General features: G+C 65.3%; 21 protein-coding genes. 10 read left to right on the forward strand and 11 right to left on the reverse strand.

What is annotated here, in order from left to right:
• Positions 1 to 16: 16 nt before the first annotated feature.
• From KFB96_RS20305 to KFB96_RS20330, 6 genes are all read left to right on the forward strand, one after another.
• Complete coding sequence (locus KFB96_RS20305; RefSeq protein ID WP_213460856.1) at positions 17 to 1,027, forward strand: alpha/beta hydrolase; 1,011 nt, start codon at positions 17 to 19, stop codon at positions 1,025 to 1,027.
• 216 nt (positions 1,028 to 1,243) lie between these two features.
• Positions 1,244 to 2,269: a magnesium chelatase ATPase subunit I gene (gene bchI / locus KFB96_RS20310; RefSeq protein ID WP_213460859.1), complete on the forward strand. Its 1,026-nt coding sequence runs from the start codon at positions 1,244 to 1,246 to the stop codon at positions 2,267 to 2,269.
• Positions 2,266 to 4,065 carry a magnesium chelatase subunit D gene (locus tag KFB96_RS20315; RefSeq protein WP_213460861.1) on the forward strand — a complete coding sequence of 600 codons (1,800 nt, stop codon included), beginning with the start codon at positions 2,266 to 2,268 and terminating at the stop codon, positions 4,063 to 4,065. The genes bchI and KFB96_RS20315 overlap by 4 nt, the downstream gene beginning before the upstream one ends.
• Positions 4,066 to 4,091: 26 nt before the next feature.
• Positions 4,092 to 4,976, forward strand: a complete 885-nt coding sequence (gene bchO / locus KFB96_RS20320) for an alpha/beta fold hydrolase BchO (RefSeq protein ID WP_213460863.1) — start codon at positions 4,092 to 4,094, stop codon at positions 4,974 to 4,976.
• 310 nt (positions 4,977 to 5,286) lie between these two features.
• Positions 5,287 to 6,816 carry a phytoene desaturase gene (locus KFB96_RS20325; protein WP_213460865.1) on the forward strand — a complete coding sequence of 510 codons (1,530 nt, stop codon included), beginning with the start codon at positions 5,287 to 5,289 and terminating at the stop codon, positions 6,814 to 6,816.
• Complete coding sequence (locus KFB96_RS20330; RefSeq protein ID WP_300970610.1) at positions 6,809 to 7,864, forward strand: phytoene/squalene synthase family protein; 1,056 nt, start codon at positions 6,809 to 6,811, stop codon at positions 7,862 to 7,864. The genes KFB96_RS20325 and KFB96_RS20330 overlap by 8 nt, the downstream gene beginning before the upstream one ends.
• A 213-nt stretch (positions 7,865 to 8,077) precedes the next feature.
• Here the strand turns inward: KFB96_RS20330 and KFB96_RS20335 are convergent, their stop codons facing one another.
• From KFB96_RS20335 to KFB96_RS20360, 6 genes are all read right to left on the reverse strand, one after another.
• Positions 8,078 to 8,878, reverse strand: coding sequence for a DUF4412 domain-containing protein (locus KFB96_RS20335; protein ID WP_213460868.1), 801 nt, complete (start codon positions 8,876 to 8,878; stop codon positions 8,078 to 8,080).
• 106 nt (positions 8,879 to 8,984) lie between these two features.
• Positions 8,985 to 10,328, reverse strand: coding sequence for a phenylacetate--CoA ligase family protein (locus KFB96_RS20340; protein ID WP_213460870.1), 1,344 nt, complete (start codon positions 10,326 to 10,328; stop codon positions 8,985 to 8,987).
• A 173-nt stretch (positions 10,329 to 10,501) separates the two neighbouring features.
• A complete protein-coding gene (locus KFB96_RS20345) occupies positions 10,502 to 10,942 on the reverse strand; it encodes an ACT domain-containing protein (RefSeq protein WP_213460872.1) in 441 nt (146 codons plus the stop codon).
• An 82-nt stretch (positions 10,943 to 11,024) separates the two neighbouring features.
• Positions 11,025 to 12,353: a phenylacetate--CoA ligase family protein gene (locus KFB96_RS20350; protein ID WP_213460874.1), complete on the reverse strand. Its 1,329-nt coding sequence runs from the start codon at positions 12,351 to 12,353 to the stop codon at positions 11,025 to 11,027.
• 10 nt (positions 12,354 to 12,363) lie between these two features.
• Positions 12,364 to 12,861, reverse strand: coding sequence for an indolepyruvate oxidoreductase subunit beta (locus KFB96_RS20355; protein ID WP_213460876.1), 498 nt, complete (start codon positions 12,859 to 12,861; stop codon positions 12,364 to 12,366).
• A 69-nt stretch (positions 12,862 to 12,930) separates the two neighbouring features.
• On the reverse strand, positions 12,931 to 14,562 hold the full coding sequence (locus KFB96_RS20360; RefSeq protein WP_213460878.1) for a thiamine pyrophosphate-dependent enzyme: 1,632 nt from the start codon (positions 14,560 to 14,562) through the stop codon (positions 12,931 to 12,933).
• Between the two features lie 47 nt (positions 14,563 to 14,609).
• On the opposite strand from KFB96_RS20360, the gene KFB96_RS20365 reads away from it, so the two are divergent.
• A complete protein-coding gene (locus KFB96_RS20365; protein WP_213460880.1) occupies positions 14,610 to 15,188 on the forward strand; it encodes a DUF3365 domain-containing protein in 579 nt (192 codons plus the stop codon).
• Between the two features lie 249 nt (positions 15,189 to 15,437).
• Here KFB96_RS20365 and KFB96_RS20370 read toward each other — a convergent pair whose 3' ends face one another.
• Complete coding sequence (locus KFB96_RS20370; RefSeq protein ID WP_213460882.1) at positions 15,438 to 16,736, reverse strand: META domain-containing protein; 1,299 nt, start codon at positions 16,734 to 16,736, stop codon at positions 15,438 to 15,440.
• A 367-nt stretch (positions 16,737 to 17,103) separates the two neighbouring features.
• On the opposite strand from KFB96_RS20370, the gene KFB96_RS20375 reads away from it, so the two are divergent.
• The gene (locus KFB96_RS20375) at positions 17,104 to 17,664 is read left to right on the forward strand and encodes a HugZ family protein (RefSeq protein ID WP_213460884.1); all 561 of its coding nucleotides are present in this window, start codon (positions 17,104 to 17,106) and stop codon (positions 17,662 to 17,664) included.
• Positions 17,665 to 17,700: 36 nt separating this feature from the next.
• Here KFB96_RS20375 and folP read toward each other — a convergent pair whose 3' ends face one another.
• Positions 17,701 to 18,537, reverse strand: a complete 837-nt coding sequence (folP, locus tag KFB96_RS20380; protein WP_213460886.1) for a dihydropteroate synthase — start codon at positions 18,535 to 18,537, stop codon at positions 17,701 to 17,703.
• Positions 18,538 to 18,733: 196 nt separating this feature from the next.
• Between folP and KFB96_RS20385 the strand changes: the two genes are divergently transcribed.
• The gene (locus KFB96_RS20385; protein WP_213460888.1) at positions 18,734 to 19,084 is read left to right on the forward strand and encodes a hypothetical protein; all 351 of its coding nucleotides are present in this window, start codon (positions 18,734 to 18,736) and stop codon (positions 19,082 to 19,084) included.
• A 925-nt stretch (positions 19,085 to 20,009) separates the two neighbouring features.
• Here KFB96_RS20385 and KFB96_RS20390 read toward each other — a convergent pair.
• From KFB96_RS20390 to KFB96_RS20400, 3 genes are all read right to left on the reverse strand, one after another.
• Positions 20,010 to 20,606, reverse strand: coding sequence for a pilin (locus tag KFB96_RS20390; protein ID WP_213460890.1), 597 nt, complete (start codon positions 20,604 to 20,606; stop codon positions 20,010 to 20,012).
• A 528-nt stretch (positions 20,607 to 21,134) separates the two neighbouring features.
• Positions 21,135 to 22,187 carry an FAD:protein FMN transferase gene (locus KFB96_RS20395; RefSeq protein WP_213460892.1) on the reverse strand — a complete coding sequence of 351 codons (1,053 nt, stop codon included), beginning with the start codon at positions 22,185 to 22,187 and terminating at the stop codon, positions 21,135 to 21,137.
• Between the two features lie 237 nt (positions 22,188 to 22,424).
• On the reverse strand, positions 22,425 to 22,598 hold the full coding sequence (locus KFB96_RS20400) for a hypothetical protein (protein ID WP_213460894.1): 174 nt from the start codon (positions 22,596 to 22,598) through the stop codon (positions 22,425 to 22,427).
• 350 nt (positions 22,599 to 22,948) lie between these two features.
• Between KFB96_RS20400 and KFB96_RS20405 the strand changes: the two genes are divergently transcribed.
• A complete protein-coding gene (locus KFB96_RS20405; RefSeq protein WP_213460896.1) occupies positions 22,949 to 26,701 on the forward strand; it encodes an efflux RND transporter permease subunit in 3,753 nt (1,250 codons plus the stop codon).

Below are 26,701 nucleotides of genomic sequence, written 5' to 3' on the forward strand. Positions count from 1 at the left end.
CATTGCAGGAACGGACATGCTTCGAATTCTCCTCAGGGTGTTGGCTGGTCTCGTTGTACTTGTCGTTTTGGCGGTCGTTGCCGGGCCTTTTCTGATCTCGGCGAAGCCGAGCGACGGGCTCGCCTCCAACGCCGCGGCGGCGTCGGCCGAAAGCCGTTTCGTCGGGATTCCGTTCGCGGGGACCGCGGGGCTTGCGGTCCATTATCTCGAGCCGCCGTCGCCGGCTGTCTCGGGGGCGTCGTCCGACGCGACGGCCTTTCTCCTGCTGCACGGCTTCACCTTCAACGCCTGGACCTGGCAGCCGGTGCTCGATGCCTTCGCCGCCCGGGGCCGGACGGTCGCCTACGATCAGCTCCCCTATGGTCTCAGCGCCAAGCCGGCACGCGCCGAGTGGGATGGGCCGAATCCCTACTCGAAGGAGGCCGCCATCACGCAGCTCTTTGCGGTGATGGATGCGCTCGGGCTGGAGCGCGCGGTCCTGGTCGGAAATTCCTCGGGCGGGACGCTCGCCCTGGAGGCGGCGTTGGCGCATCCCGAGCGGGTGTCGGCCTTGATCCTGGTGGCGCCCTGGGTCTACGCCACGCGCCCGACCCTGCCCGAGTGGTTGGCCAGTCTGCCGCAGATGCGTCGTCTGAGTCTATTGATCGCGCGCAAGTTGGGCGAAAATGGCGCCTTGATGGATCTGTCCTACGCCGATGCAAGCAAGATCTCGGACGCGCGCCGCGCGCAGTTCGGGATTCACACCCGGGTTGCGGGTTGGGATCGCGCTTGGGGCGAGCTGCTGGCCTTGTCGCTCTCGGCGCCGGTGACGGTGAGCGCACATCTGGAGGAGGTGACGATCCCGGTACTCCTGGTCAGCGGCGAGACCGATCGGCTGGTGCCGATCGAGGACAGTCGGCGCGTGGCCGAGGCCCTACCGGACGCGACCTTCGCGGTCATCGAGGGCTGCGGGCATGTCCCGCAAGAAGAATGTCCGCAGGCGTTCGCGGCCGTCGTGGGCGAGTGGCTTGATGCACGAGGCTTGTGATGACCTTCCCCAAGCCTGCATCGAACCGGTCTCCGCCCCTGGCGCGCTCGAGTCGATGCGAAAAGAGCGCAAATCGCGCTCGATTCGCCCGTAAACGCCTTCGCATTGACCGACTCCGCTTGACCTGACTGAAGTCGGGGCGCTAGGGTCGCGCCCCGTATCCTTCGGTCCCAAGCACACTGCAATTCAATCTCACTGCAACCAGGTTCGCTGCGTATGCCCATCCCGTTTCCGTTTTCCGCTGTCGTCGCCCAGGAGGAGATGAAGCGCTCCCTGTTGATTGCGGCCATCGATCCCTCGATCGGCGGCGTTCTCGTCTTCGGTGACCGCGGGACGGGTAAGTCCACGGCGATTCGTGGTCTCGCGGCGCTTCTGCCGAAGATGCGCGCGGTCGACTGCGTCTATAACTGCGACCCGGAGGCGGGCGAGGATGCGCTCTGCGCCGAGTGCCGGACCAAGCGCGCCAAAGGTCCGCTGAAGAGCCGGATGGTGCCGGTGCCGGTGGTCGATCTGCCGCTCGGCGCGACCGAGGACCGCGTCATCGGCGCGCTGGATCTCGAGCGCGCCCTGACCAAGGGCGAGAAGGCCTTCGAGCCCGGACTCTTGGCCCGAGCCCATCGCGGCTTCCTCTACATCGACGAGGTCAACCTGCTGGAGGACCACCTGGTCGACTCGCTCCTGGACGTGGCCGCCTCGGGCGAGAACCTGGTCGAGCGCGAAGGTCTGAGTATTCGCCATCCCGCCCGCTTCGTGCTCGTCGGCTCGGGCAACCCGGAGGAGGGCGAGCTGCGCCCGCAGCTCCAGGACCGCTTCGGTCTCTCGGTCGAGGTCAAGACCCCGCAGGATCTGCCGACCCGCATGAAGGTCGTGCGCCTGCGCGACGAGTTCGAGCGCGACCCGCCGGCCTTCGTGGCGAAGTGGAAGCGCCAGGACGGCAAGGTCCGCAGCCAGATCCAGAAGGCGCGTGATTTTCTGCCGACCGTCGAGGTCCCGGACGCGACCCTCGAGCAGGCAGGACGGCTCTGCATCAAGCTGGGTACCGACGGACTGCGCGGCGAGCTGACCGTGATCCGCGCCGCCCGCGCCTTGGCTGCACTCAAGGGCGATGCCGTGGTGCTGGATGCGCATCTGGTTCAGGTCGCCGCCTCCGCGCTGCGGCATCGGCTGCGCCGCGATCCGCTGGACGAGTCCGGCTCGACCAGCCGCGTCCAGCGTGCGGTCGGGGAGCTGTTCGGGGAATGAGTAATCCTGCGGCGATACCTGAGTCGGCGCCCGAGCGTCCGCGCGGCGAGGCCGGGGTTTCGCGCTGGGAGGACGCCGTCCTTGCGGCCGCCCTCATGTCCGTGGACCCGGTCGGAACCGGCGGGGTCGCGCTGCGCTCGCTCGCCGGCCCGGTGCGCGATCAGTGGCTGACGATCATGCGCGACCTGCAGCCGCCCGGCACGCCGATGCGGCGTATCCCGCTGCATGTCTCCGACGGTCGTCTGCTCGGCGGTCTGGATCTGGCCGCAACCCTGAGCGCCGGCCGACCGGTCGCCGAACGTGGTCTGCTGGTCGAGGCCAACGGCGGGATCGTGGAGCTGGCGATGGCCGAGCGGATCGCGGCCGGCACCGCGGCACGGCTCACCATGGCCTTCGACTCGGGCGAGGTGGTCCTCGAACGCGACGGTTTGGCGATGCGCTCGCCGGCGCGGTTCGCCGTGGTTGCGCTGGACGAGGGTGTCGGCGACGACGAGGGTTTGCTCAATGCCCTGCTCGACCGTCTCGCCTTCCACCAAGACCTCACACACATCCGCGTGCACGAGGCGGTCGCCTGCGACTACGACGCCGACGAGATCCTCGCCGCGCGCGCACTGCTCCCCGCGATCGACGTGAGCGAGGCCCAGATCGAGGCGCTCTGCAGTACCGCCTTGGCCTTGGGCATCCCGTCGCTGCGTGCATCCATCTTTGCCGCCCGAGCGGCCTGCGCCGCCGCGGCGCTCGACGGCCGCACCGAGGTTACCGATGCGGATCTCGCCGTCGCCGGCCGACTGGTGCTGGCACCGCGCGCGACCATGTTGCCGCCGATGGAGCAGCCGCCGGACGAGCCGCCTCCGCCCGAGCCCGAAGAGCCGGATCAGGAGCAGGACAAGGGCGAAGATCAACAAGAGCCGAAGGAGCTCGAAGATCAGGTGCTCGAAGCCGCCAAGGCGGCGATCCCGGCGGACCTGCTCGCGCAGCTCCAGCTCGGCAAGCTGCGCCGCTCGCGCGCCCGTGCCACGGGCAAGGCCGGCGCCGTCCAGAATGCGCCCCTGCGCGGGCGTCCGGCCGGTGTCCTGCGCGGCGAGCCGCGTGCCGGTCTGCGTCTCAACGTGGTCGAGACACTGCGTGCCGCCGCACCTTGGCAGCGTCTGCGTCGCGAGGAGATCGCGCGCTTCGGGGGCGAGTCCAACCGCATCGAGATCCGTCAGGACGACTTCCGCATCACCCGCTTCAAGCATCGCTCCGAGACCACGACCATCTTCGTCGTGGACGCCTCGGGCTCCTCGGCACTGCATCGTCTGGCCGAGGCCAAGGGTGCGGTCGAGCTGCTCCTGGCGGACTGCTACGTGCGCCGCGATCGGGTCGCACTGGTCGCCTTCCGCGGTCAGTTCGCCGAGGTGCTGCTGCCGCCGACACGCTCGTTGGTCCGGGCCAAGCGCTCGCTGGCCAGCCTGCCGGGCGGCGGCGGGACGCCGCTCGCGTCCGGGATCGATCTGGGGATGATGCTCGCGGATTCGGTCAAACGCCGGGGCGGCACGCCGATCCTCATCATCATGACCGACGGTCGCGCCAACGTGGCGCGCGACGGCACCGGAGGGCGGGCGCGCGCCAACGAGGATGCCCTCTCCGCGGCGCGTTTGGTGCGCTCGGTCGAGATCACCTCGTTGGTGATCGACACCTCGCCGCGTCCGCAGCAACAGGGTCGTGATCTGGCCGTCGAGATGGGTGCGCGCTATCTGCCCTTGCCGCATGCCGACGCGACCTCGCTGACCCATGCCGTGCGTGCCGCGGGATGAGTCCGAGAACGCGCTGATGACGCACGATGGCCGATAAGCCGCGCTGGGACATCGAGGGTCGCGACTGGCCGAATCGCGCGGCCAGCCGCTTCGTCGAGGCCGGCGGTCTGCGCTGGCACGTCCAGCAGATGGGCGCCGGGCCGACACTCCTGATGCTCCACGGCACGGGTGCCGCGACCCACTCCTGGCGCGCCTTTGCCCCGGCGCTTGCCGATCGTTTCACCGTCATCGCGCCCGATCTTCCCGGTCACGGGTTCACCGGCGCCCTGCCGTCGAAACGCATGTCCTTGCCCGGCATGGCCGCGGCCGTGCACGCCCTTCTTCGTGAGATCGACTGCACGCCCGATCTCGTTCTCGGGCACTCGGCCGGCGCGGCGATCCTGATCCGGATGACGCTCGATGGTTTCATCCATCCGCGCGGTCTGGTGAGTCTCAACGGGGCACTCATGCCCTGGCGCGGACTCCCGGCGCACCTCTTTTCACCCGCTGCCAAGCTGATGGCCGCGAATATCTTGGTCGCGCGTTTCTTCGCTCGGCGCGCCGCCGACCGGCGGGTGGTCGAGCGTCTGGTCCAGAGCACCGGCTCGACCCTGGAGCCGGCCGGCATCGACCTCTATCAGCGCCTGGTCCGCCATCCCTCGCATGTCGGTGCCAGCCTCGCCATGATGGCCAACTGGGATCTCGCCGCGCTCGCCCCCGAGCTGAACCGTCTCGAGCCGCCGCTCTTTTTGGTCGTCGGAGAAAGTGACCTGACGGTGTCCCCGTCCGAGGCCCGCCGCGTGCGCGAGCGACTGCCGAGTGCGGAGGTCATTTCCTTGCCGGGTCTCGGGCACCTCGCCCACGAGGAGCGTCCCGCGGAGGTTGCGGATCTGGTCAAGGGTCTTGCTGACCGGCTGGGTCTTGCGGATTGATGAACGTGTAGGATGGGTAGAGCGCAGCGAAACCCATCTTCCAAACCCGCGCGTTGCCGGGTTTCGGTCCGATGCCCTTGGCGCGGGCTGGATGGGTTTCGCTGTCGCTCTACCCATCCTACGTGTCTCGGTTGTTCTTGAATCGTTCCCTAGGTGTAGGACGCGATGAGCCGAGCGGATCGCACCGCGGGTGCGTTGCCGGTTCGACCGCATCACGAGTTTGGCTCCGACTTGATCTGGCAGGGGCTGACAAACGCCGGTTCTTGCTATAATGTCAATCAACATTGACATTACAGAAGGTCATGCAGACTTGACACTCACGACATCGCAGGTCTCCGAGCACAACTCAGGTCGCGGCAAGCCGCATGCGGTCGTCATCGGCAGCGGATTCGGCGGGTTGGCCGCCGCGATTCGCCTGGGCGCTCGGGGCTATCAGGTCACCGTGCTCGAGCGTCTCGACGCGCCCGGCGGGCGTGCCTACGTCCACAAGATCGACGGCTTCACCTTCGATGCCGGTCCGACCATCATCACCGCGCCTTTCCTGCTCGACGAGCTGTGGGGGCTGTGCGGACGCAGCTTCTCCGAGGAGATCGACATCCGCTTGATGGATCCCTTCTACCGGATCCGTTTCGACGACGGCAAGGTCTTCAACTACAACGGCGACGCGGATGCCGTGAAGGCGCAGATCGCAAAGTTCTCGCCGCGCGACGTCGAGGGCTACGATCGCTTCATGGAACACAGCCAGGCGATCTTCAAGATCGGCTTCGAGCAGTTGGGCCACGTGCCCTTCAACTCCTGGACCGACATGCTCAAGATCGTCCCGGACATGATCACCCTCGGCAGCCATCGCAGCGTCTATGCGATGGTCTCCAAGTACATCAAAGACCCCTACATCCGCCAGGTCCTGTCCTTCCATCCGCTGCTGATCGGCGGCAATCCCTTCTCGGTGACGTCGATCTACACGCTGATCTCCTTCCTCGAGCGTAACTGGGGCGTGCACTCGGCCATCGGCGGTACGGGTGCGCTCGTCAACGGGATGGTCAGCCTCATCGAAGGCCAAGGCGGAACGATTCGCTACCGCGAAGAGGTCGAGCAGATCCTGGTGAAGGACGGCACGGCGACCGGTGTACGGCTCAAGTCCGGCGAGACGATCGACGCCCCGGTCGTAGTGTCCAACGCAGACGCCGCTTGGACCTATCGCTACCTCTTGCCGGCCGAGCATCGCAGTCATTGGACGGATCAGAAGATCGACCGCGCCCAATACTCCAACGGGCTCTTCGTTTGGTATTTCGGCACCAAGCGCCAGTATCCCGACGTCGCCCATCATACGATCCTGCTCGGCCCACGCTACAAAGGGCTGCTGGACGATATCTTCAAGAACAAGCGACTGGCGGACGACTTCAGTCTCTATCTGCATCGCCCGACGGCGACGGATCCGGGTTTGGCACCGGAGGGTTGCGACGCCTTCTACGTCTTGGCCCCGGTTCCGCACCTAAAGGGCGATGTCGACTGGGAGAAGGAAGCCGAGTCCTTCCGGGCACGGATCGCACGTTATCTGAGTGAAACCGTCCTGCCGGGCTTGGAAGACGAGATCGTCGCCTCGCTCGTCACGACGCCGCGGGATTTCCAGGACAGGCTTCTGTCCTACAACGGGGCCGGGTTCAGTCTTGAGCCCATCCTCTTGCAGAGTGCCTGGTTCAGACCGCACAACGCGAGCGAAGAGGTGAATGGCCTTTACTTGGTCGGTGCGGGGACGCATCCGGGTGCAGGTGTGCCCGGTGTCCTGTCGTCGGCCCGTGTTCTCGATACGGTGGTACCCGATGCCTCAACCTATGCTTAAGACCTATCATGCGAGCGCGGCGGACCTCGCCGCGTGTCGCCAACTGCTGCGGACCGGCTCGCGTTCCTTCTACGCGGCCTCCTTCCTCTTGCCTCAGCGTATTCGCGATCCGGCCATCGCGCTCTACGCCTTTTGTCGCATCGCCGACGATGCGATCGATTGCGCGGGCGACGAGCCCGGCGCACAGACGCGCGCCTTGGCCGAGCTGCACCACCGTCTCGACAGCATCTACGACGGCGAGCCGATCGATGAATACACGGATCGCGCCCTGGCCGACGTGGTCCGATGCTTCGGGATCCCGAAGGCACTGCTCGAGGCCCTGCTCGAAGGGTTCGAGTGGGATGCCGAAGGTCGGCGCTTCGAGGACATCTCGGGTGTCTACGACTATTCGGCGCGGGTCGCCGGCACTGTCGGCGCCATGATGGCGGCCCTCATGGGCGCGCGCAGCACGCAGTTGGTGGCGCGTGCCTGCGATCTCGGCGTGGCCATGCAGTTGACCAATATCGCCCGCGATGTCGGAGAAGACGCCCGCAACGGCCGTCTCTATCTGCCGATGTCGTGGATGCGCGAGGCAGGGATCGATCCCGAGGCATGGTTGAAGGAACCCGTCTTCAACGACGCCATCGCCGGCGTGATCGGGCGTCTGCTGCGCGCGGCCGATACGCTCTATGTGCGCTCCGATGCGGGGATCGCCGGGTTGCCGATGGGCTGCCGCGCCGGCATCAATGCCGCGCGCTATCTCTATGCCGAGATCGGTCGTCAGGTCGAGCGTCAGGGTCTGGACTCCATCTCTCGGCGTGCCGTGGTGCCCGGCAGCCGCAAGGTGCAGCTCTTGGCGCCGATCCTCGGGACCGCCGTGCTGTCGCCGCGCTATGTCAGCGCTCCACCGCTCGACGAGACCCGCTTTCTGGTCGACGCCGTGGTCTACTCCGCCCATCGCTCCAGCGAAGAAGACGCCGAAGCCCCTGCGGGCCTGGGCGGTCGTGTGATCTGGGTACTGGAGCTCTTCGAGCAGCTCGAGGAGCGCGAGCGCGCACTGACCAACTGACGCGCGTCTGCGGGATAGGCGCGGCATCCGCGGATGTCGCGCCTGACGCGTCTCGAATCTTGACGTTGTTCTTGCTTCGGATCGACGCTTCGGTCCGAATCAGGGCTTATGCGGGGGTGAGCGAGGCCCGGCCGAAGGCAACCCTCGAGGTTGCTCGGTCGGGGTGTGGACGCCCGAAGTCGGGCGATGCGCGCTTGAGCGGTCCTCGGAGGATTACGGGTGTCCGCTTCCCGGCGGAGGCATCTGCATGCTCATATCGCGCTCGCCGTAGCCCTCGGGGATCTCGAAGATGTCGGCAGGGATGGCCTCCTTGCGGATCACGGTGACCTCGGTTTCGGTCTCCATCGCGGTGCCCATCATCTCCATCTTGGTCTTGGTGAGGATGGGATAACCCTTGATCTTGCTCATCTCTTCACGCTGGGCGATGCCGGCCGGCGAGTTGGCCAGCATGCCGCCCGGGCCGGAGAGGCTCATCATGTCGGTGTAGCGGGTCACGTCGAGGTCGACGTCCTCGGTCGCCCAGATCTCCTGATCCACGCCCATCATGCCGGTCTTGGTGACCCGGTACTGTTTGGTGTCCCAGTCCCCGATCTTCTTGCTCTCGCCGGTCGCTGCGACCGTCACGGTCATCTCGCCCATCATGGCGCGCATCTGCTCGGCGGCCGGGCCGGTCATGCTCTCCATCACGGACTTGACATCGATCGGGAGATATTGCTTCTCGGCGTGATTGATGAACACGATGGTTCCGGCCGTCGGATCCATGATCATGTCGGTGGCGTCGGGTCCCTCGTTGACCACCTTCATCTTGTCGTAGGCCAGGTAGGTCTTGGACAGGTCTTCGCTCGCCGCTTCGCCCATGGCACCCGAGCTGCGATTGATCGTCTCGACGTAGTAGCCCTCGGCGTCCGCGATCGCGGCAGACGCCGGCAGCAGCGCCGCCAACGCCAGGGCGAGCCCGAGACGACGGGTCATGACCGGCTGACGCCCGATGCTCGAGCCTTGCTGATTCATCATGCTTATTCCTCTGCGGTGACTGGATTGTTTTCGATGCCCCGAATCGACGGTGCAGGCGCCCAAACGCGCAAACAGGGTAATCGATGGAGCGCGCGTCGGGATAGGGCTATTCGCCGAGATTGCGTCGGTCGAGCACCCGCTTGGCCTTCCCGACGAAACGCTCGATGCTGCGCGGCTCGACCAGGTCGACATGGGCGCGGATGCCGGCGACCGTATGGATCTCGCGGCTGATGCGCTCGCACAGCGCCTGCATGCGATCCATCCGGTCGGAGAACAGCTCGGGGCGGATCTCGACCTTGACGTGGACCTCGTCGAGTGTGCCGGGCCGGGACACCTCGATGAGATAGTGCGGCGTGGTGCCCTCCACGCGCAGCAGCGCCTCCTCGATCTGGGAGGGGAAGACGTTGACGCCGCGGATGATCAGCATGTCGTCGGTGCGCCCGGTCACGCGGCTCATGCGTGTCGTGCGTCGCCCGCAGTCACAGGGCTCGCGGTAGAGGCGGGCAATGTCGCGGGTGCGATAACGGATCAGCGGCATCGCCTCGCGGGTGAGCGTGGTGATCACCAGCTCGCCGGGCTCGCCTTCCGGGACCGGCTCCAGGGTCTCCGGGTCCAGACACTCGATGAGGAAATGATCCTCCTGGATGTGCATCCCGGTGCGCTCCGGGCACTCGCCGCTGACGCCGGGACCGATGACCTCGGAGAGCCCGTAATTGTTGAAGGCGGCGATGTCGAGCTGATCCTCGATCTCGCGTCGCATGTCCTCGGTCCAGGGCTCGCCGCCGAAATGGCCGTAGCGGATCGGCAGGGAGCGCGGATCGATGCCGAGCTCGCGCGCCGAATCCGCGATGGTCAGGGCGTAGCTCGGGGTGCAGATCAGGACCTCCGGGTCGAGATCGCGCATGATCTCGATCTGGCGACGCGTGTTGCCTGCCGCCGCCGGGATGATCGCCGCGCCGACCCGCTCGATGCCGTAATGCAGTCCGAAGCCGCCGGTGAAGAGTCCGTAGCCGAAGGCAACCTGCGCCGTGTGCTCGGGTCTGAGTCCGCCGGCGACCAGGAAGCGTGCGCAGAGATTCGACCAGGTCTCCAAATCACGAGCGGTATAGGCGACGAAGGTGGGTCGCCCGGTCGTGCCGGAGGAGCCGTGGATGCGTGCCAGCGCCTTGCGCGGAACAGCCAGAAACCCGAAGGGATGCTGACGACGCAGATCGTCCTTGGTGGTCAGCGGCAAGCGACGCACGTCGGCGAGCGAGCGGATGCTGTGCGGGCCGATCTCGCGATGGGCGAAGTGGTCGCGGTAGAAGGGGACCCGTGCGACCCGCGTCACCAGCTCGCGCAGACGCTCCAGCTGCAACGCCTCGATGCCGTCGCGCGGCAGGGTCTCGGCATCCGGATCCCAGATGCGGTGCTCGGTGTGCCGATGGGCCTCATGCGTCTGCGCGGCCATAGTCCTCGATCCGTTGATAAGTGTGCCCCGGCGCGGAACCTGCCGTGCCGAGGCTCGATATTAAATCATCCCGCAATCGATCGAACATCCTGAACCGCGTCCGCCACCGCGGCCGCAGACTCACGCAAGCGCGACCCCAACCGACAAGAGTGCATATCCCAAAGGGACGCGGTTCAGCAGGAGACCACACTCAGCAGCTCATCCCCATCCACCACATGCAACCCCTTCTCCAGCAGAACCTGGATCGCCCGATCGGGATCCTCGAAGCGGAAGATCAGGATCGCCTTGTCGCCGCGCCGCACCGAGAAGGCATACATATACTCGATGTTCAGTCCGGCGCCTTCCAGCACGGCGAGCGCCTCGGCCAGCCCGCCCGGCCGGTCGAGCACATCGACGGCGACCACCTCGGTCAGGTTGACCACCCAACCCGCGTCATCCAAGACCTGCTTGGCCTTGTCCCACTCCCGCACGATCAAACGCAGGATGCCGAACTGGGCGGTATCCGCGAGCGAGAGCGTCAGGATATTGATGCCTGCCTTCGCGATCGTCTCCAGCGGCGCACCGAGGCGTCCGGGACGATTCTCGAGAAAGAGCGAGAGTTGTTGCAGTTTCATGCTTCGCGTCCTCGTGGTGTTCAGCGTGCTTGAGTGGTTTTGTCAGGGGCAGGTTCATCCGATCGGGTTCAGCGGACGCGCTTCAGCGTCGATCGATGACTCGCTTCGCCTTCCCCTCGCTGCGCGGGATGCTGCGCGGCTCCACCAAGCGTAGCCCGACGCGGATGCCGAGGATGTGCTCGATCGCCTTGGCGAGACGTGCGCGCACGTCCTCGAGTGCGCGGATTTTGTCGCTGAAGACCTCGGGCGTGACCTCGACCTCGACCGACATCTGGTCCAGACCCTGATCGCGGGTGAGGATGATCTGGTAGTGCGGGAGCGTGCCCTCGACCGCCAGAAGGGCCGCCTCGACTTGGGACGGGAAGACGTTCACGCCGCGGATGATGAACATGTCGTCCGAGCGTCGTCCGATGCGCCGCATCCGCCGGATGGTGCGCCCGCACGCGCAGGGCTCGCTGATCAGCGAGGTGATGTCGCGGGTGCGGTAGCGGATCATCGGCATCGCCTTCTTGCTCAGGGTGGTGAGCACCAGCTCGCCCTCTTCGCCGTCGGGCAATGTCTCGCCCGTCTCGGGGTCGATGATCTCGGGATAGAAATGATCCTCGAAGATGTGCAGGCCCTGCTGGGCGGAGCATTCGCTCGCCACGCCGGGGCCGATGATCTCGGAAAGGCCGTAGATGTCGTAGGCCTTGATGCCGGCGGCGGCCTCGATGTGATCGCGCATCCCGTCGGTCCAAGGCTCGGCCCCGAAGATGCCGGCGCGCAAGGGCAGCGCGCGCAGATCCACGCCCAGCTCCGCGGCCCGCTCGATCAGATAGGTGAAATAACTCGGGGTGCAGCAGAGCGCGGAGACGCCGAAGTCGCGGATCAGCATGATCTGACGGTCGCTGTTGCCGCCCGAGATGGGGACGACGGTCGCCCCGAGGGCCTCCGCGCCGTAGTGGGCGCCGAGACCGCCGGTGAAGAGTCCGTAACCGAAGGCGTTCTGCAGGATGTCGCCGCGGTGCAGCCCGCAGCAGGCGAGGGTGCGCGCCATGACCTCGGACCAGACGCCGACGTCCTCGCGGGTGTAGGCGACGACGATTGGTTTGCCGGTGGTGCCGGAGGAGGCATGGAGCCGGACCACGTCGCTCATGGGCGTGGCGAAGAGGCCGAAGGGATAGGTGTCGCGCAGGTCGGCCTTGACCGTGAAGGGGAGCTGCTGGATGTCTTCGAGCCGTTGGATCGAGTCCGGGGTTAGGCCACGCTCTTCCAACCGGGCGCGAAACAGGGCGACGTTGTCGTAGGCAAGCGACACGACCGCGCGAAGCCGTCGCAGCTGCACCTGCTTCAGCGCCGTCTCCGGCAGGAAATCGGGCGCGCTGGCCGGGTGGAATCCGCCCTCGGCGTCGTTCCAGAGCTCTGTCAGCATGGTGGTCCTCTCAGTGTTGAGCGATCGAGCCCTGGAGCGCGGCCTCGCGACCCAGAGCGAAGGCTTGGTCGTTGACCTTATGGAGCTTTTCCGCGAGGTTGGCGTAGATGGCCGCCATCCAGTGCTCTTGGGGGATGTCCAGCACCGTGGAGACGGCGCCGAGCAGTGCGACATTGAGGCTCTTCTTGTTCTTCAGTGTGCCTTCGGAAAGGAGGCCCGGATCGATCAGGACCCCGCCGGGGCTCAGCATGTGGCGATTGATCTCGATCTGGGTCGCTTCCAGGACCAGGAGGACGTCCGCCTCCCCGGCCGGCACCATCGGACTCATGACCTGCTCGCCGTAGCGCACGTCGCTGCTCACCGAGCCGCCGCGCTGGCTCATGCCGTGCAGCTCGCTCTTCTTCACATCGAATCCGGCACGAAACGCCGCCTCGGCCAGCATGTCGGAGGCCGTCAGGACCCCTTGGCCGCCGAGTCCGGCGATGACGATGTTCTTCACCTTTTGCATTCGTGTTCTCCAATCGGAATCGAGGACGCGTCGGTCGGGTCGGCGAAGCCTGACCCGACGGACCCGGGCTCAGGCCGTCACGGCAGCCGCGCAGCTGTGCTGCCGAGCCGACTCGGCCGCAGCCTTGTCGTAGACACGGATCTTGGGCGCCGCCAGAACACAGGGCTGGCGCGTGATCAGGAGCGAGGTCTCGGGTTTGGCGAGCAGCTCCGCGATGACGTCCTTCAGCGATACGCTCTTGTCCGTCGTATCGACGACGTGCACGTTCTGCACGCCCATGGCACGCGCGATCCCCTCGAAGCTCAGCTTATTGGTCGTGGAGTGATCGAGCAGGCGTCCGGTCCCCGGATGCTCCTGAAGCCCGGTCATCGCGGTCGTGCCGTTGTCGAGGATCATCACCAGATGACCCGTCGCCGGGGGGTTATAGACCATCTCGGCGATCCCGGTGAGGCCGGAATGCACGAAGGTCGAGTCCCCGATCACGCTGACCACGCGTCGCGCCTGCTCTTCGGGCAGCGCATGACGCAGCCCCAAGCCGACGCCGATGCTCGCACCCATGCAGACGCAGGTATCCATCGCCGAGAAGGGCGGCAGCACGCCGAGCGTGTAGCAGCCGATGTCGCCGGAGACGATACACTCGAGCTCCCCGAGCGCTTGGAACACCTCGCGATGGGCGCAACCCTGACACAGCTCGGGCGGCTTGCCCTTGGGCAGGACGGTCTCCGGGCTGGTGTCGCCGGCCAGGATGCGGCGCACGCGTGCGACGTCCAGCTCGCTGAAACGATACATCTCGGGCTTGCCCTCGACCTGGATGCCGGCGGCGCGCAGATCATCGACCAGGACCGGATCGCCTTCTTCGACGACGAGGACACGCTCCACCGACGCGGCGAAGGCACGGATGCGCTCGAACGGCAGCGGATAGGTCATGCCGATGGTCAGATGGCTCGCCTGCGGGGCGGCCTCTCGGGCATGCACGGCACTGATCCCGGTCGAGATGACCCCGAGCTTGGAATCCCCGTCATCAAGCCGGATCGGGCCTTCGGCCTCGTTCCAAGCGGCGATCTCGGCAAGCTTGGCACGCAGACGATGATGTGCCGGTTTGGCATAGGCCGGGATCATGACGCGTGCCGGGATGTTGCGCTCGAAAGCGGGCTCCGCCACATCCGAGACCGGCGCGCGCGGCACCACGATGGTCTTGGAATGACAGACCCGTGTGGTGAGCCGCAGTAGGACCGGAATCTTCCAGCGCTCCGAGATTTCGAAGGCCAGCAGGGTAAAGTCATAGGTTTGTTGCGAGTCGATCGGCTCGAGGGTCGGAATCACCGCCGCGCGCGAATAGTGGCGGTTGTCCTGCTCGTTCTGGCTGGAGGCCATGCCGGGATCGTCGGCGGAGACGATCACCAGGCCGCCTTCGACATCGGTGTAGGTCGCGGTGAAGAGCGGATCGGCCGCGACGTTGAGCCCGACGTGCTTCATGGTGACCAGGGTGCGTGCCCCGGCGAAGGCGACACCGAGCGCGACCTCCAAGGCCACCTTCTCGTTCGGCGACCACTGCGCACGCCCGCCGAGGCGGTCGAAGGTCTCCAGGATCTCGGTCGAGGGCGTGCCGGGGTAGCCGGTCCCGAGGCGCACCCCCGCATGCAGGGCGGCCAAGGCCACCGCGTCGTCACCGCTCAATAATTGCCGTTCTGCGGTCGTCATCGTCGACTCACTCTCTGTCAGGGCGTCACGAAACCCACATTATCCGCATGATTGTTGCCCTGCAGCAAGCCGAGTCGTTTCCGTTGATTCTTGCGGCAACCGCCGGCTTTGCGCAGGAAGGCGGGCAGGATGCCCGGCTCGCCGAGGCGAAGGCGCTGGTGGAGCGCTTCGGGACGACGCTGCAACAAGAGCTGAAGGCCGCAATGACGGAGGGAGGCCCTCAGAACGCGGTGAAGGTCTGCCGGGAGCGTGCACCCGCGATCGCGGTCGAGATCTCCGAGGAGTCCGGCTGGACGGTGGGCCGCACGAGTTTGAAACTCCGCAACGCCGAATTGAACGCCCCCGACGATTGGGAGCGCGCGGTGCTGCTTCGGTTCGACGAGCGCAAGGTGGCCGGCGAGGATATCGCGACCATGACGGTTGCCGAGGTCGTGGACTCCGACGACCGCAGTCGCTTCCGCTTCATGAAGGCGATTCCGACCGTTCAGCTTTGTCTTTCGTGCCATGGCACGATCGTGAATGCCAACGTGAGCGCGGCCCTCGCGGAGGCCTATCCCGAGGATCAGGCGCGAGGCTACGAGGTGGGCGACGTGTGCGGCGCATTCACGCTTTCCACGCCCCGCTGACCTGTGGGGAGCGAATTCATTTAGCGCCCTCGCAGGTACGAAGATCCTTTCCGTTTAACATTTTAGGTGATTTCCGGGAAAGCATCGACCAACAAGGGGCGACTTTAGTCGCCCGGTAAGCATTGGCAACACGCACGGCCGGGATGATCATTCCCGGAAATCGCCTTAAACCGCGCCAGCTCCGAGGGTTGTCGGAGCTCGCGCGGCCAAGCCAATCCCACAAACGACGCATACCGCAGCGGGCGCGGTTTAACCGCGACGCGCCAACAGGGTCCGCCCGTCGTCGGCCTTCAGGATCAAGGCGCCTGTAGGATCCACTTCGAAGGTTCTGATCCGAGCAAGCAGATCGAGGACCTTGCGCTCCTGATCCATCAAGGCCGGCGCGCAGGCCATCATGGTCGTTGCCGAGAGCCCGAGTGTCAGCGTCTCGCCGGTGAGGCTGTAGTCGCCCTGATAGGTATTGCAGGAGGCCCGGCCCCACAGACGGCCGTCGGCGCCGAAGTTCAGCGTGACGCGGGAACGATCGATGATACCGCCACCGCCGATGTCCTCGACCACCCATTCGGGTCCCTGAAGCAGCGTGGCGGGGTCCCCGCCGCAGCCCTCGAGCCTGCGGTCGTCGAGCTGGATCTCCACCCTTGCGGGGTGCGGCATGCCGCTCATGGTGTCGATGCAGGGCCGATCGAAGATACTGACGACGAGGTCGCCGTCTTCGATCAGATTGCGATAGCGGCGCCCGTCCTCGAGCAGCTCCTGCTCGGTCAGTGCGACATTGATCCGGGTCTCGCCGAGATCCGTGGTCAGCTCGACGCGCTTATCGGTGAGCTCCAGGCTCCAAAAGGGCTCGTTGCCGGTCGCTCGAAAGCCTGTCGTCGTGGTCTCCACCGGGAGGCATTCCGGATAGGCCGTGCCCGCGATCTCGAGCATCCCGCGCTCCCCCTTGCCCCGGAAGGAGGTGGTCGGATCCGCGAGGGCCTCATAGCGGGCGCCCGAGCCCGAGACCGCTTGTCTCAGATCGAATGTCCGATCGCCGACCTGAAGGCGCATGCGATCCTCCAGATAGCCGACACGGATCGGCTGATCCCCGCAGACCATCTCGCTCGCAAAGGGGATCGGCTCGTAGGGTCGCATCAGGATGGTGCCGAGATCGAGCGACTCGACCGAAGGATCGAGCGGCACCTCGTCGGTGATCCACGTCGCCGGACCACCGGACAGGACCGCGCCGCGGACGAAATACGTCTGCTCCGGGAGCAGCGCCGCGCGCTCGACCACGAGCGCGAAGGGGATCGGGACCTGGCGGCCGTCCAGCGCGATCCTCTGCTCGGCGACCGAGCGCCCGCCCGGCAGGCTCGGGTCGATGAGCTCGACGATCGCGAGGGCGTCCGGCGGCAGGGCGATGCGGGCCAGGTTGCTCAGCTCGCCGATGATGTGCAGGCTCGATGTCTCATCCCGGCCTTCGGGCGCCCCGGCGAGGACGGTCTGCGCGCCGACGATGAAGGCTAGGCATGGCATGAGGAACGTGAGCGTAGTGCGACGGATCAGCGACATCGGGCAGTCTCCAGGGCGATGGAATTCGAGCTCGGCCGGCCGATCGGCGCTTGACGCGAGTCTCGGTTCGGATGGATCGTTCCGAGCGATGCGGTCGTGCAGCGATCACTGCACCCTCCGCAGGGCGATTCTGCCCTTGATTCCCCGAGCGTTCCAGGGCGAGACGCCCGATCGGCGATTGAGCTTAGGTGATTTCCGGGAAAGCATCGACCAACATGTAGGGGCGACTTTAGTCGCCCGGTAACCATTGGAGGCATGCACGGCCGGGATGCTCATTCCCGGAAATCGCCTTAGCCCGTTTCCGCGACCGCCCCGGCGAGCCTCGGCCACGTCGATCAAGCATCCACGCGCGAGTGACACCCGGACCATGTCCAGCGAGCCGAGCACCGACGCACCATCCTCCTCGCCCGATCTCCATGCGGTCTACGAGGAGCTTCGGCTGTTTCGCGCCGGGTTTTCGACACTCGCGATGGCGACCTGCGGTCCGGACGGCGAACCCGACGCGAGCTATGCGCCTTATCTGGAGGTGGAAGGCGATCTCTACGTCTTCGTCAGCGCGCTCTCGACCCACACCGCCAACCTGATCGAAACGGGGCGAGTCAGCGTGCTCTTCATCGAAGACGAGACAAGGGCTGCGCACCCGTTCGTGCGTCGACGTCTGACCTTACAGTGCCGGGTCGAGGAGATCGCGCGCGACAGAGACGGGTACGAAGGCGTCCTCGACCTGTTCGAGACCCGCTTCGGCGGTCTGGTCAAGACCTTGCGCGCGTTGGTGGACTTTCATCTTCTGCGCTTGCATCCGGAGCGCGGGCGCTACGTGAAAGGGTTCGGCAAGGCGTTCGCCATTGACGATCTCGAGCTTGCCCGCATCCGGCATCTCCGAGAGATCGGCCGTCGCGGTGTTCCGGGGGACGATTCCGCAGCCTGAAGAACCTGGCGCGCGGTGCGATCACAGCCCCGCACTTCAGCCCCGAGCGCAGCGGATCGACCAGGCCACGTCCGCGGCTTGGCGGTTGCCGGCGACATCATGCACCCGCAAGACCTTCACGCCGGCCAGGACACCGATGGTCGTGGTCGCGCAGGTTGCGGGCATGAGGGCGGCAAGGTCCGGCTCCCCGCAGACGGCGCTCAGGAAGCGCTTTCGGCTTGCCCCCAGCAGCAGGGGCGGCCCGAGGCGGACCAGCTCGCCCAGCCCGGCCATGAGCGCGAGGTTGTGCTCGATCGTCTTGCCGAATCCGATGCCCGGGTCGATCAGGATCTTGTCCTGCCCAATCCCCGCGGCCAAGGCCGCTTCGATACGCTCGGCGAGAAAGCCCCGAACCTCCGCGACCACGTCCGTATAACGCGGGTTCTGCTGCATGGCGTCCGGCATCCCTTGACGATGCATCAAGACGATCGGCACGTCTCGATCCGCCGCCAGGGCGAGCATGGCCGGATCGTCGCGTCCGGCGGAGGTGTCGTTGATCCAGTCGGCACCGGCGTCGAGCGCGGCCTCGGCCACCCGGGCGGAGGTGGTGTCGATACTGATTCGGGTGCTGCTCGGTACGCATTCGCGCAGGCGCAGGATCACCGGGAGCACCCGGCGCTCTTGCTCCGGGGCGGGGACGGGCAGCGAGCCTGGCCGTGTGGACTCCCCGCCGATGTCGATGATGTCGGCGCCCTCGTCGATCATCGCGAGGGCATGTTGCACGGCAACGGCGGTTTCCGAGTAAAGGCCGCCGTCGGAAAAACTGTCGGGCGTCACGTTGAGGATGCCCATGATGAGGGGCGGCGTGTCGTGCCCCGACGGCGTGCTGTTCATCTGCCTGACTCCGGTCGATTGGTTTTGACCTTGCGCCGGGCATGCGTGCATGATCCCGACGCGTTGCGCGGCGTTGAAGATCGCCGGCGAATTTCCCCGAAGGATAACGCCGACTCGGCCTCGCGCACCTATCGGGATCTCGGACCCGGATCGGGATTGAGTCCGGGCCGGACGAGCAAACGGAAAGGGTACCGAAATGAGCAGTGTCAGGCTTGGTTTGATCGGCGCCTTCGCGAGCGTCGCGTTGATCGCGGGGTGTGCGACGGGTGGGCAGTCGGGCAATTTGCCGACCGTGACGAACCCATCCGAAGCGGCAAACATCACGCTCTATCGAGACGGCTCGCTGGCCGGCTGGTTCGCCACCATGCGGGTCGATCTCGACGGCCGGGAGATCTATCGCATCGGTCGCGACGAGGCGTTTTCCTTCACCGTGGATCCGGGTCAGTATCTGCTGGTCTATACACTCGGCTTCAACGAGTGCCGCTTGGTCATCTGGGCCGAGCCGCGGGAGAATCAGCGGATACGGTTGTCGCCCACATGCACTTAGGTGATTTACGGGAAAGCATCGACCAACATGTAGGGGCGACTTTAGTCGCCCGGCAAGCATTGGCAACACGCACGGCCGGGATGATCATTCCCGGAAATCGCCTTAAACCGCGTCCCCTTGGCGACGGTCTTGGGTTGAGCGGGATTCGCCGTTGGTGGATTCCAGTAGGTCCGTGGAGGACGCGGTTTAAGAAAGTAAAACGAATCATTCGGGCGGCATTCGTCGGATCCGCGTGGAGCCTGCGGCATCTACCGTAAGCGCGGCTCGGCTGGTTGGGCATTGCATCCGACCGACTCGAAGCGATGCCGGCAATCGCCGCGAAGCGGCGACGCCCCGGGATCGACGACTTGCAGTCGTCTTCTTCCGCCGACCTGGCGGCTTGAGAGTGCGGGCTTGCCCTGACGGTCCCCAAAACCGCGCTGAGCTGCAGGTGCGAGTGAATTCGCACGACATGCCGGCATGTGCTTAAGGTGATTTCCGGGAAAGCATCGACCAACATGTAGGGGCGACTTTAGTCGCCCGGTAAGCATCGGCAACACGCACGGCCGGGATGATCATTCCCGGAAATCGCCTAATTACAGGAAAAGACCTGAGGAGATCTCCGGAAAATTCCATACGTGTATGGTTGTGCTAACGGCAGGAAGCACAGCGACGGTTGGCGGTGCGTCGCACGGCTCGGCACAACGGCCTGGCTAAAGACGCCGCGTAGGTTTCACTTGCAACCCCGCCCATCCGAGATGGCAGTAAGAGCGGTAGGTCGGCAAGGTCAGCGCAGTCCACCAGTGTTGAAGTATGCCTCTGTGGACTTCGCTCTCGCTGATACCTACCTATCGATACGATCAAAGCGCGAGCGCCCCATTGGGGTACGCAGTTTACTCCAGCCTACACGTTGTGTTTTTTTGAATTTTTGCTTTTTTCAGCCGAGTCAACCGCTTTTTTTGCAGTTTCGTCCTTGTCCTGTGCGACTCCAACCGTCTGGGCAGTTATCTTGGCCGTCTGGAAGTTTGCACATACCGCTTTCTCCGGTCGGGGTTAGTGGCGGCGGACATTTCGTATCGCCGTTTCCGCCTTTGGTACTGCCGCATTGGGCTGCATCGCGACAAGACGCCGGCATATACCGCGCTTCGATATCCTCGCTGTAACAACACCAATCGATCGCACCGCCGCGCTCCGTCGCAGCAAGCATCACGCTTTTGCCCGTGAGTTGCGGGATGGTGTCGTTGAAGGTGACTCGAATATTGCCGCCTTCTTCGATCTTGACCGACTCAACGTACTGGCTTTCGAAATCGCCCGCCTCGGACAGTCCCGCCTCGGCATTGCTCCCCGGCAAGCCTGTGTTGCTGTAGGCAGACACCACCGCAACCTTCGCGGCCGAGGCGAAGCCGAGCCCCTCGCTGACCTTGCTGCGAACCGTATAGTCCTGATAGGCCGGCAGCGCGATGGCGGCGAGGATGCCGATCACGGCGACGATGATCATGATCTCGATCAGGGTGAAGCCACGGATCCTTGTCTTGCTGCTCATTCGATTCAGTCCGCGCATGTCTTGCAGCCTCCTCGTGAAAGCCAGGGATCGTTGATCCGTCCGGCCAAAACACGTTCGGCGCGGTTTGCGGGATCGTCGCGTCGAGCCGACCTCGCTGGCCGATAGCCGGTGGAAGAAGACGACTGCAAGTCGTCGATCCCAGGGTGTCGCCGCTTCGCGACGATCGCGAATGCCACCTTTGGCCTGCCGTATGAACGAGTTCCGGAAGCCATATTGACCACGCCGCCCGGATCTCGGGTCTTCGGAAGGCCGCTCGGCGCGTGGGGCAGGTCGCGAAACCGCACCAGAGTGCAGCAAGAATGCGACCAAGGCCACCGTCGTGTGTCGGCTCGATGCGCCCTCGTGTTCAAATGGCCGGCCGGTAGGGTGGACTGCGCTGCGCTTGTCCCTAGCCTCCCCTCAGCGACGTGGCCGGATTCGGTGGCACAGGCGTCGGATGGACAGAGGATGACATAAAAGGACTTTTTCGGCCGCGAGCGTCGCGCGCCGGTCAGCACTCCGGGGGACTCAGTGCGGGTCCTTCTCGCTCACCGATGCCTCGAAGGCGGATGTCGCCGCGTGCACGTAGTCCTCGCCGGCGCGGCTGACGAAGAAGGCGCCGACGCCGAGCGATTCGGCGAGGCTCAAACCGCGCTCGGGCCCGAGGACCAGGAAGGTCGTCGCCAGGGCGTCGGCGGTCGCGCAGTCCTCGGTGATGACGGTGACGGATGCCAAGGCGTGCGCGACCGGTCGGCCGGTAGCTGGATCGATGGTGTGCGAGTAGATCCGTCCGTCCTGCTCGTAGAAGTTTCGATAGTCGCCGGAGGTGGCCATGGCGTCGTCCTCGAGTGCGACGACTCGGTAGACGGTCCGCGAGGTCGCCTCCGGGCGCTCGATGGCGATGCGCCAGGGCTGATCGCCGGGCTTGGTTCCCTTCGCCTTGATCTCTCCGCCGATCTCGGCGAGGTAGGCGCTCACGCCGAGTCGGTCCAAGAGGTCTGCGATCCGGTCGACACCGTAGCCTTTGGCGATGGCGGACAGGTCGACATAGAGCTCGGGGTGATCCTTGCGCAGCGCCGGCGGTTGATCACGCACGTTGAGCTTGTCGTGGCCCACGCGTGCGCGGGTCTCCTCGATCGTCTGCTGGTCCGGAACCCGAAACGGGTGGGCATCCGGCCCGAATCCCCAGAGATTCACCAGCGGACCGACGGTCACGTCGAAGGCCCCGCCGCTCAGCGCGCTGATGGATTGAGCGCGGGCGACGAGACCGGCCAGCTCTGGGTCGACCGAAAACCAATCTGTCGATCGGCTCGCATTGAAACGCGACAGCTCCGAGTCCGGGCGATAGGTCGACATCAGGGCGTTGACGGTATCGAGACGTGCATCGAGCTGCGCTTTCAGTGCATCGGCCGTCAGATCCCGGGGAAGCGCGACGAGCTTGACGCTGTAGGTCGTCCCCATGGTGCTGCCGTGGATCTCGACGAGTGTCTCGGGTTCGCTGCATCCGCTCGTAAGGAGAACCGCGACGAGCAAGGATAGGCAGGCCAATGCTCGGATCTGTGCTGAGAGGCTCCAACGCATGCGATTTCTTCCGGGTGTATGCCGCTGCAGCATGCCCTAAACACTGCAGGGAGATGTCTCGGTCGGCTCGGGTGTACATCATAATCCCGATGGCCCGGAGCGCATCGGATGTCGGCCCGGAGTCCCGGAGATGGTCGAGTCGGGCTCTATTCCGGGGGCCGTCGGGGCGGCGGAAGAGGACGACTGCACGTCGTCTATCACGGGAGTTAAGGAGCTTCGGGGTTGTGTGGGTGCCGATCAAGTCTCCAGGCAAGGCCGAGGAGCGTTACAGTGGTCACGTCCCTGGACCTGCGAAACCGGCGTATCCGTCTCCCGTTCGACGACCAGCGTCTCGCGACGGAACAGGAGCGGCATCAGCAGATAGGTCGATGCGACGGCGATGCCCACGAGTGTGAGGTTGTCGATATACATGTGTTGAAGATCGATGAGGGGTGAATGATATTAAACCGCGCCCAGCACGATATGCGATGTTTTTGGATGGGATCGGCCCCGGCGGAGTTGACGACCGCTGGAGCCGGCGCTGCTTAAGATATTAAAAATGTTAAAATTCTAAACCGCGTCCCCGCTAAGGGCCGTGGATGCACCAAACGTCGACCTCACTCGAAAGTGAGCATCTCGCTCTGGACGCGGTTTAGTTCAGCACTTTAGCAAACACTAACGCACTGTCAATGCGGCGCTTGTTGGCACCGAGCTTGTGGGCTAGATTCGCCGAACCATTTCAGAAAATAGAGAAATGTCATGGACGACGGGAGTCGTGACTCATGGCCGATCCGATCGCCTCGCCTCCTCCTCCTGAATCCGCGCCGTCCTCCTCGGCGGACGCGTCTCTACCGCTCGGCCTCGCCGGTCGTATTGCACGCGCCTTCATCAATACGCCGGTCACGCCGATGCTGTTGTTCGGCGCGCTCTTTCTCGGGATCCTGGGTCTGCTGTTCACGCCGCGACAGGAGGATCCGCAGATCTCGGTCCCGATGATCGACATCTTCGTACAGTATCCGGGCGCCTCCGCGCAGCAGGTCGAGCGCTTGGTGACGGACCCGCTCGAACGAATCATGAAGGAGATCAATGGCGTTCGGCACGTCTACTCGGCCACCCAGCGCGGAGCGGCGATGGTGACCGTGCGCTTCGAGGTCGGCGAGGAGATGGGCGCCTCGATCGTCAAGGTCCACGACAAGCTCCAGTCGAACATGGACCGCATGCCTCCGGACGTGCAGATGCCGCTGGTCAAGCCGGTCGGCGTGGACGATGTGCCGGTCGTGACCCTCACGCTCTGGTCGGAGGATGTCGAGGACCATCAACTGCGCAAGCTGGGTCTCGACCTGCTCCAAGCGGTCGGCTCGCTGCCGGATGCCGGCAAGGGGTTCGTCGTCGGCGGGCGGGAGGATCAGATCCGCGTCGAGGTCCTGATGGAGCGCTTGGCCGGGCACGGCATCACCCTCGATCGCATCGCCAACACCATTCGCACCGCCAACTCCGAGCAGACCACGGGTGTGAGCGAATCAGGCGGTACCGCCTACAACGTCTATTCGGGCTCCTTCCTGCGCAATGCGGAGGATGTCGGCCGGCTGGTGATCGGCAATCGCGGGGACTATCCGCTCTATCTACGCGATATCGCCACGGTCGAGCATGTCCCGCAGGACACCAAGCAGATCGTCAACCATTTCACGGGACCGGCCTACGCGGGCGAGCATCGCGCCGACGGGGCGCAAGCCGTGACCGTGGCGATCGCCAAGAAGCAGGGCACCAACGGCGTGACGGTCGCGCGCCAGATCCTCGGCAAGGTCGAGGAGCTGAAAACGACGCTCATCCCCTCGAATGTCCATGTCGAGGTCACGCGCAACTACGGCAAAAGCGCCAACGACAAGGTCAACGAGCTGTTGCGGGCGATGTTCGAGGCGGCCGTGATCGTGGCCGTCCTCTGTCTGATCGGGCTGGGCGCGCGGGCGGCCTTTGTGGTCATCACGGTCATCCCGGTGGTGATCCTGTTGACCATCTGGTGGGCCTGGATGGTCGACTACACCATCGATCGGGTCAGTCTCTTCGCGCTCATCTTCGCCATCGGCATCCTGGTCGACGATGCGACCGTGGTGGTGGAGAACATCTTTCGCCATTGGCTCGAAAGCGGCAAGACGACCATCGAGACCGCGGTGCGGGCGGTCGACGAGGTGGGCAACCCGACCATCCTGGCGACCTTCACCATCATCGCCGCCTTGCTCCCGATGGGCTGGGTGAGCGGCTTGATGGGGCCTTACATGCGCCCGATTCCGGTGCTTGGATCCTCGGCCATGTTCTTCTCGCTGGTGGCCGCCTTCGTCTTTACGCCTTGGTTTGCGTTGCGCGTTCGTCCGCGGCTGGCGGCGCTGGAGAAGGCGGAGCGACGCGAAGAGCAGACGCGCCGTTGGGTCAGTCGCTTCTATCGGCCCTTGGTGATGCCGTTGATCCGCAACCGCCGCCTCGGCAGCGCCTTCCTGGTCGGAACCATCCTCACCACGGCCGGTGTCTGCGTGCTCTTCTACACCCAGACCGTTCCGGTGAAGATGCTGCCCTTCGACAACAAGCCCGAGTTCAGCGTCGTCGTGAACATGCCCGAGGGCACGGCGCTCCCGGTGACCGCGAACGTCGTGCACCGACTCGCCGAGAAGGTGCGCACCATGCCCGAGGTGACCGCCGTCCAGACCTATGTCGGTACGGCCCAGCCCTTCAACTTCAACGGCATGGTGCGTCACTACTATTTGCGCGAGCGGCCCTGGGAGGGTGATCTCCTGGTCATGCTCAAGGACAAAAACGCGCGCAAGCTCGGCAGCCATGCCCTGGCGGTGGCCGCGCGCGAGATGCTGACCCCGCTGGCGCATGAGCTGGGTGCGCGCATCGCGGTGGTGGAGATGCCGCCGGGCCCGCCGGTGCTGCAGACCGTCGTGGCCGAGGTCTACGGACCCGATGCCGAGACCCGCCGCCGGGTCGCAACCGATTTGACCGGGATCTTCGAGGAGGTCGAGGGCATCGTCGATGTGGACAGCTACATGGCCGAGCCCTACAGCTACTGGCGCTTCGAGGTGGATGCCGAGAAGGCGGTGCGGATGGGGATCTCGGTCGACGCCGTCAATCGCAATCTCGCCATGGCGATGGGCGGCTTCAAGCTCGGGGACGTCAAGCGCGGCGTCGTCCAAGAGCCGACCTTTATCGTCCTGCAGATCCCGCTCGCCAGCCGGGCCGAGATCGGCAGTCTGGCCAGCCTGCCGATCCAATCCGAGATGGGCGGGCAGGTGCCGCTCGGCGAGCTGGGGCGCTTCGTCCGGCAGCAGGAGGATCCGGTCATCTACCACAAGGATCTGCGGCCGATGGAATACGTGGTCGGCGAGATGCAGGGCCGCCTGGGTGCGCCGATCTACGGGATGTTGGAGGTCGAGGACCGTCTCGAGACCTATCGTGCCCCCGACGGGGTGCAGATCAGCGGGATGCCGCGGGGTCTGATCGGACCGCCGCTGACCGATCGCCAATCCGGATTCGAATGGTCCGGCGAGTGGACCGTCACCTACGAGACCTTCCGCGACATGGGGCTCGCCTTCATCGCCGCGCTGATCCTCATCTACGGATTGATCGTCTGGGAGTTTCGCAACTTCAAGATCGCCGGGCTGATCATGTCGCCCATCCCCTTGACCTTGATCGGCATCGTGCCCGGTCACCTCCTCATGGGCGCCGAGTTCACCGCGACCTCCATGATCGGGCTGATCGCGCTCGGCGGCATCATCGTGCGCCAGTCGATCCTGATCGTGGAGTTCGTCAAGATCGAGGTCGCCAAGGGCAAGACCGTGAAGGAGGCGGCGGTCGCCGGTGCCGAGATCCGGATGCGCCCCATCCTCATTACCTCGCTCACCCTGATGGCCGGCGCCTGGGCGATCATCGAGGACCCCATCTTTCAGGGGATGGCCGTCAGCCTTCTGTTCGGCGCCGGTGTCGCGACCCTGATGGCGGTGATCGTCATCCCGCTCGGCTGCATCAGCCTGTGCCGCGAGTTTTATCTCGTGGAGACGGCGAGCGGGGAACGGGCGCTGTCGGCGAGCTACGGGGAGATCGAGGGTGTCCCGATGCCCGATCCGCCTGCGCCGGGTGTGGTCCGAGCGCGGCCTGCGGGCGGGAGATCGATTCTGCTTCAACTGTGGAGCGCATTGGTCGGCGTCGTCTTCAGCGTGATCGAAGGTGTCGGGAAGCTCCTCGCGTGGTTGCGACAGCGCCGATCCGGTAGGTCTGGCAAGGGTTCGGGCGCGGTTTCCGACGCGGCGGTCGCTCAAGCCGACACGGCCTCCGGTGGCTCGGTGGCCGAGTCGCGTGCCGAGCCGGCGCCGCAGGCGGCTGCCGTGAAGCGGTCGTCGGCTGCCGCTCGAAAGCCCGCGCGTGCGCCGCGAAAGGCTGCGACCAAGGCTGTCGCCGACGATGGGTCGACCGTGAAAAAGCCACGGGCCAGGCGCTCGACGAAAAAGACCGCGGACAAGCCTGAAGACCCGGGCGAGCGCTGA

Source organism: Thiocapsa sp. (genome assembly GCF_018399035.1).
Lineage (GTDB): Bacteria > Pseudomonadota > Gammaproteobacteria > Chromatiales > Chromatiaceae > Thiocapsa.

Bases quoted from the DNA above. Each gene is read 5' to 3' on its own strand.
- KFB96_RS20305 (WP_213460856.1), top strand. From the start codon at position 17: ATGCTTCGAATTCTCCTCAGGGTGTTGGCTGGTCTCGTTGTACTTGTC.
- bchI (WP_213460859.1), top strand. From the start codon at position 1,244: ATGCCCATCCCGTTTCCGTTTTCCGCTGTCGTCGCCCAGGAGGAGATG.
- KFB96_RS20315 (WP_213460861.1), top strand. From the start codon at position 2,266: ATGAGTAATCCTGCGGCGATACCTGAGTCGGCGCCCGAGCGTCCGCGC.
- bchO (WP_213460863.1), top strand. From the start codon at position 4,092: ATGGCCGATAAGCCGCGCTGGGACATCGAGGGTCGCGACTGGCCGAAT.
- KFB96_RS20330 (WP_300970610.1), top strand. From the start codon at position 6,809: ATGCTTAAGACCTATCATGCGAGCGCGGCGGACCTCGCCGCGTGTCGC.
- KFB96_RS20335 (WP_213460868.1), bottom strand. From the start codon at position 8,878: ATGATGAATCAGCAAGGCTCGAGCATCGGGCGTCAGCCGGTCATGACC.
- KFB96_RS20340 (WP_213460870.1), bottom strand. From the start codon at position 10,328: ATGGCCGCGCAGACGCATGAGGCCCATCGGCACACCGAGCACCGCATC.
- KFB96_RS20345 (WP_213460872.1), bottom strand. From the start codon at position 10,942: ATGAAACTGCAACAACTCTCGCTCTTTCTCGAGAATCGTCCCGGACGC.
- KFB96_RS20350 (WP_213460874.1), bottom strand. From the start codon at position 12,353: ATGCTGACAGAGCTCTGGAACGACGCCGAGGGCGGATTCCACCCGGCC.
- KFB96_RS20355 (WP_213460876.1), bottom strand. From the start codon at position 12,861: ATGCAAAAGGTGAAGAACATCGTCATCGCCGGACTCGGCGGCCAAGGG.
- KFB96_RS20360 (WP_213460878.1), bottom strand. From the start codon at position 14,562: ATGACGACCGCAGAACGGCAATTATTGAGCGGTGACGACGCGGTGGCC.
- KFB96_RS20365 (WP_213460880.1), top strand. From the start codon at position 14,610: ATGATTGTTGCCCTGCAGCAAGCCGAGTCGTTTCCGTTGATTCTTGCG.
- KFB96_RS20370 (WP_213460882.1), bottom strand. From the start codon at position 16,736: ATGTCGCTGATCCGTCGCACTACGCTCACGTTCCTCATGCCATGCCTA.
- KFB96_RS20375 (WP_213460884.1), top strand. From the start codon at position 17,104: ATGTCCAGCGAGCCGAGCACCGACGCACCATCCTCCTCGCCCGATCTC.
- folP (WP_213460886.1), bottom strand. From the start codon at position 18,537: ATGAACAGCACGCCGTCGGGGCACGACACGCCGCCCCTCATCATGGGC.
- KFB96_RS20385 (WP_213460888.1), top strand. From the start codon at position 18,734: ATGAGCAGTGTCAGGCTTGGTTTGATCGGCGCCTTCGCGAGCGTCGCG.
- KFB96_RS20390 (WP_213460890.1), bottom strand. From the start codon at position 20,606: ATGAGCAGCAAGACAAGGATCCGTGGCTTCACCCTGATCGAGATCATG.
- KFB96_RS20395 (WP_213460892.1), bottom strand. From the start codon at position 22,187: ATGCGTTGGAGCCTCTCAGCACAGATCCGAGCATTGGCCTGCCTATCC.
- KFB96_RS20400 (WP_213460894.1), bottom strand. From the start codon at position 22,598: ATGTATATCGACAACCTCACACTCGTGGGCATCGCCGTCGCATCGACC.
- KFB96_RS20405 (WP_213460896.1), top strand. From the start codon at position 22,949: ATGGCCGATCCGATCGCCTCGCCTCCTCCTCCTGAATCCGCGCCGTCC.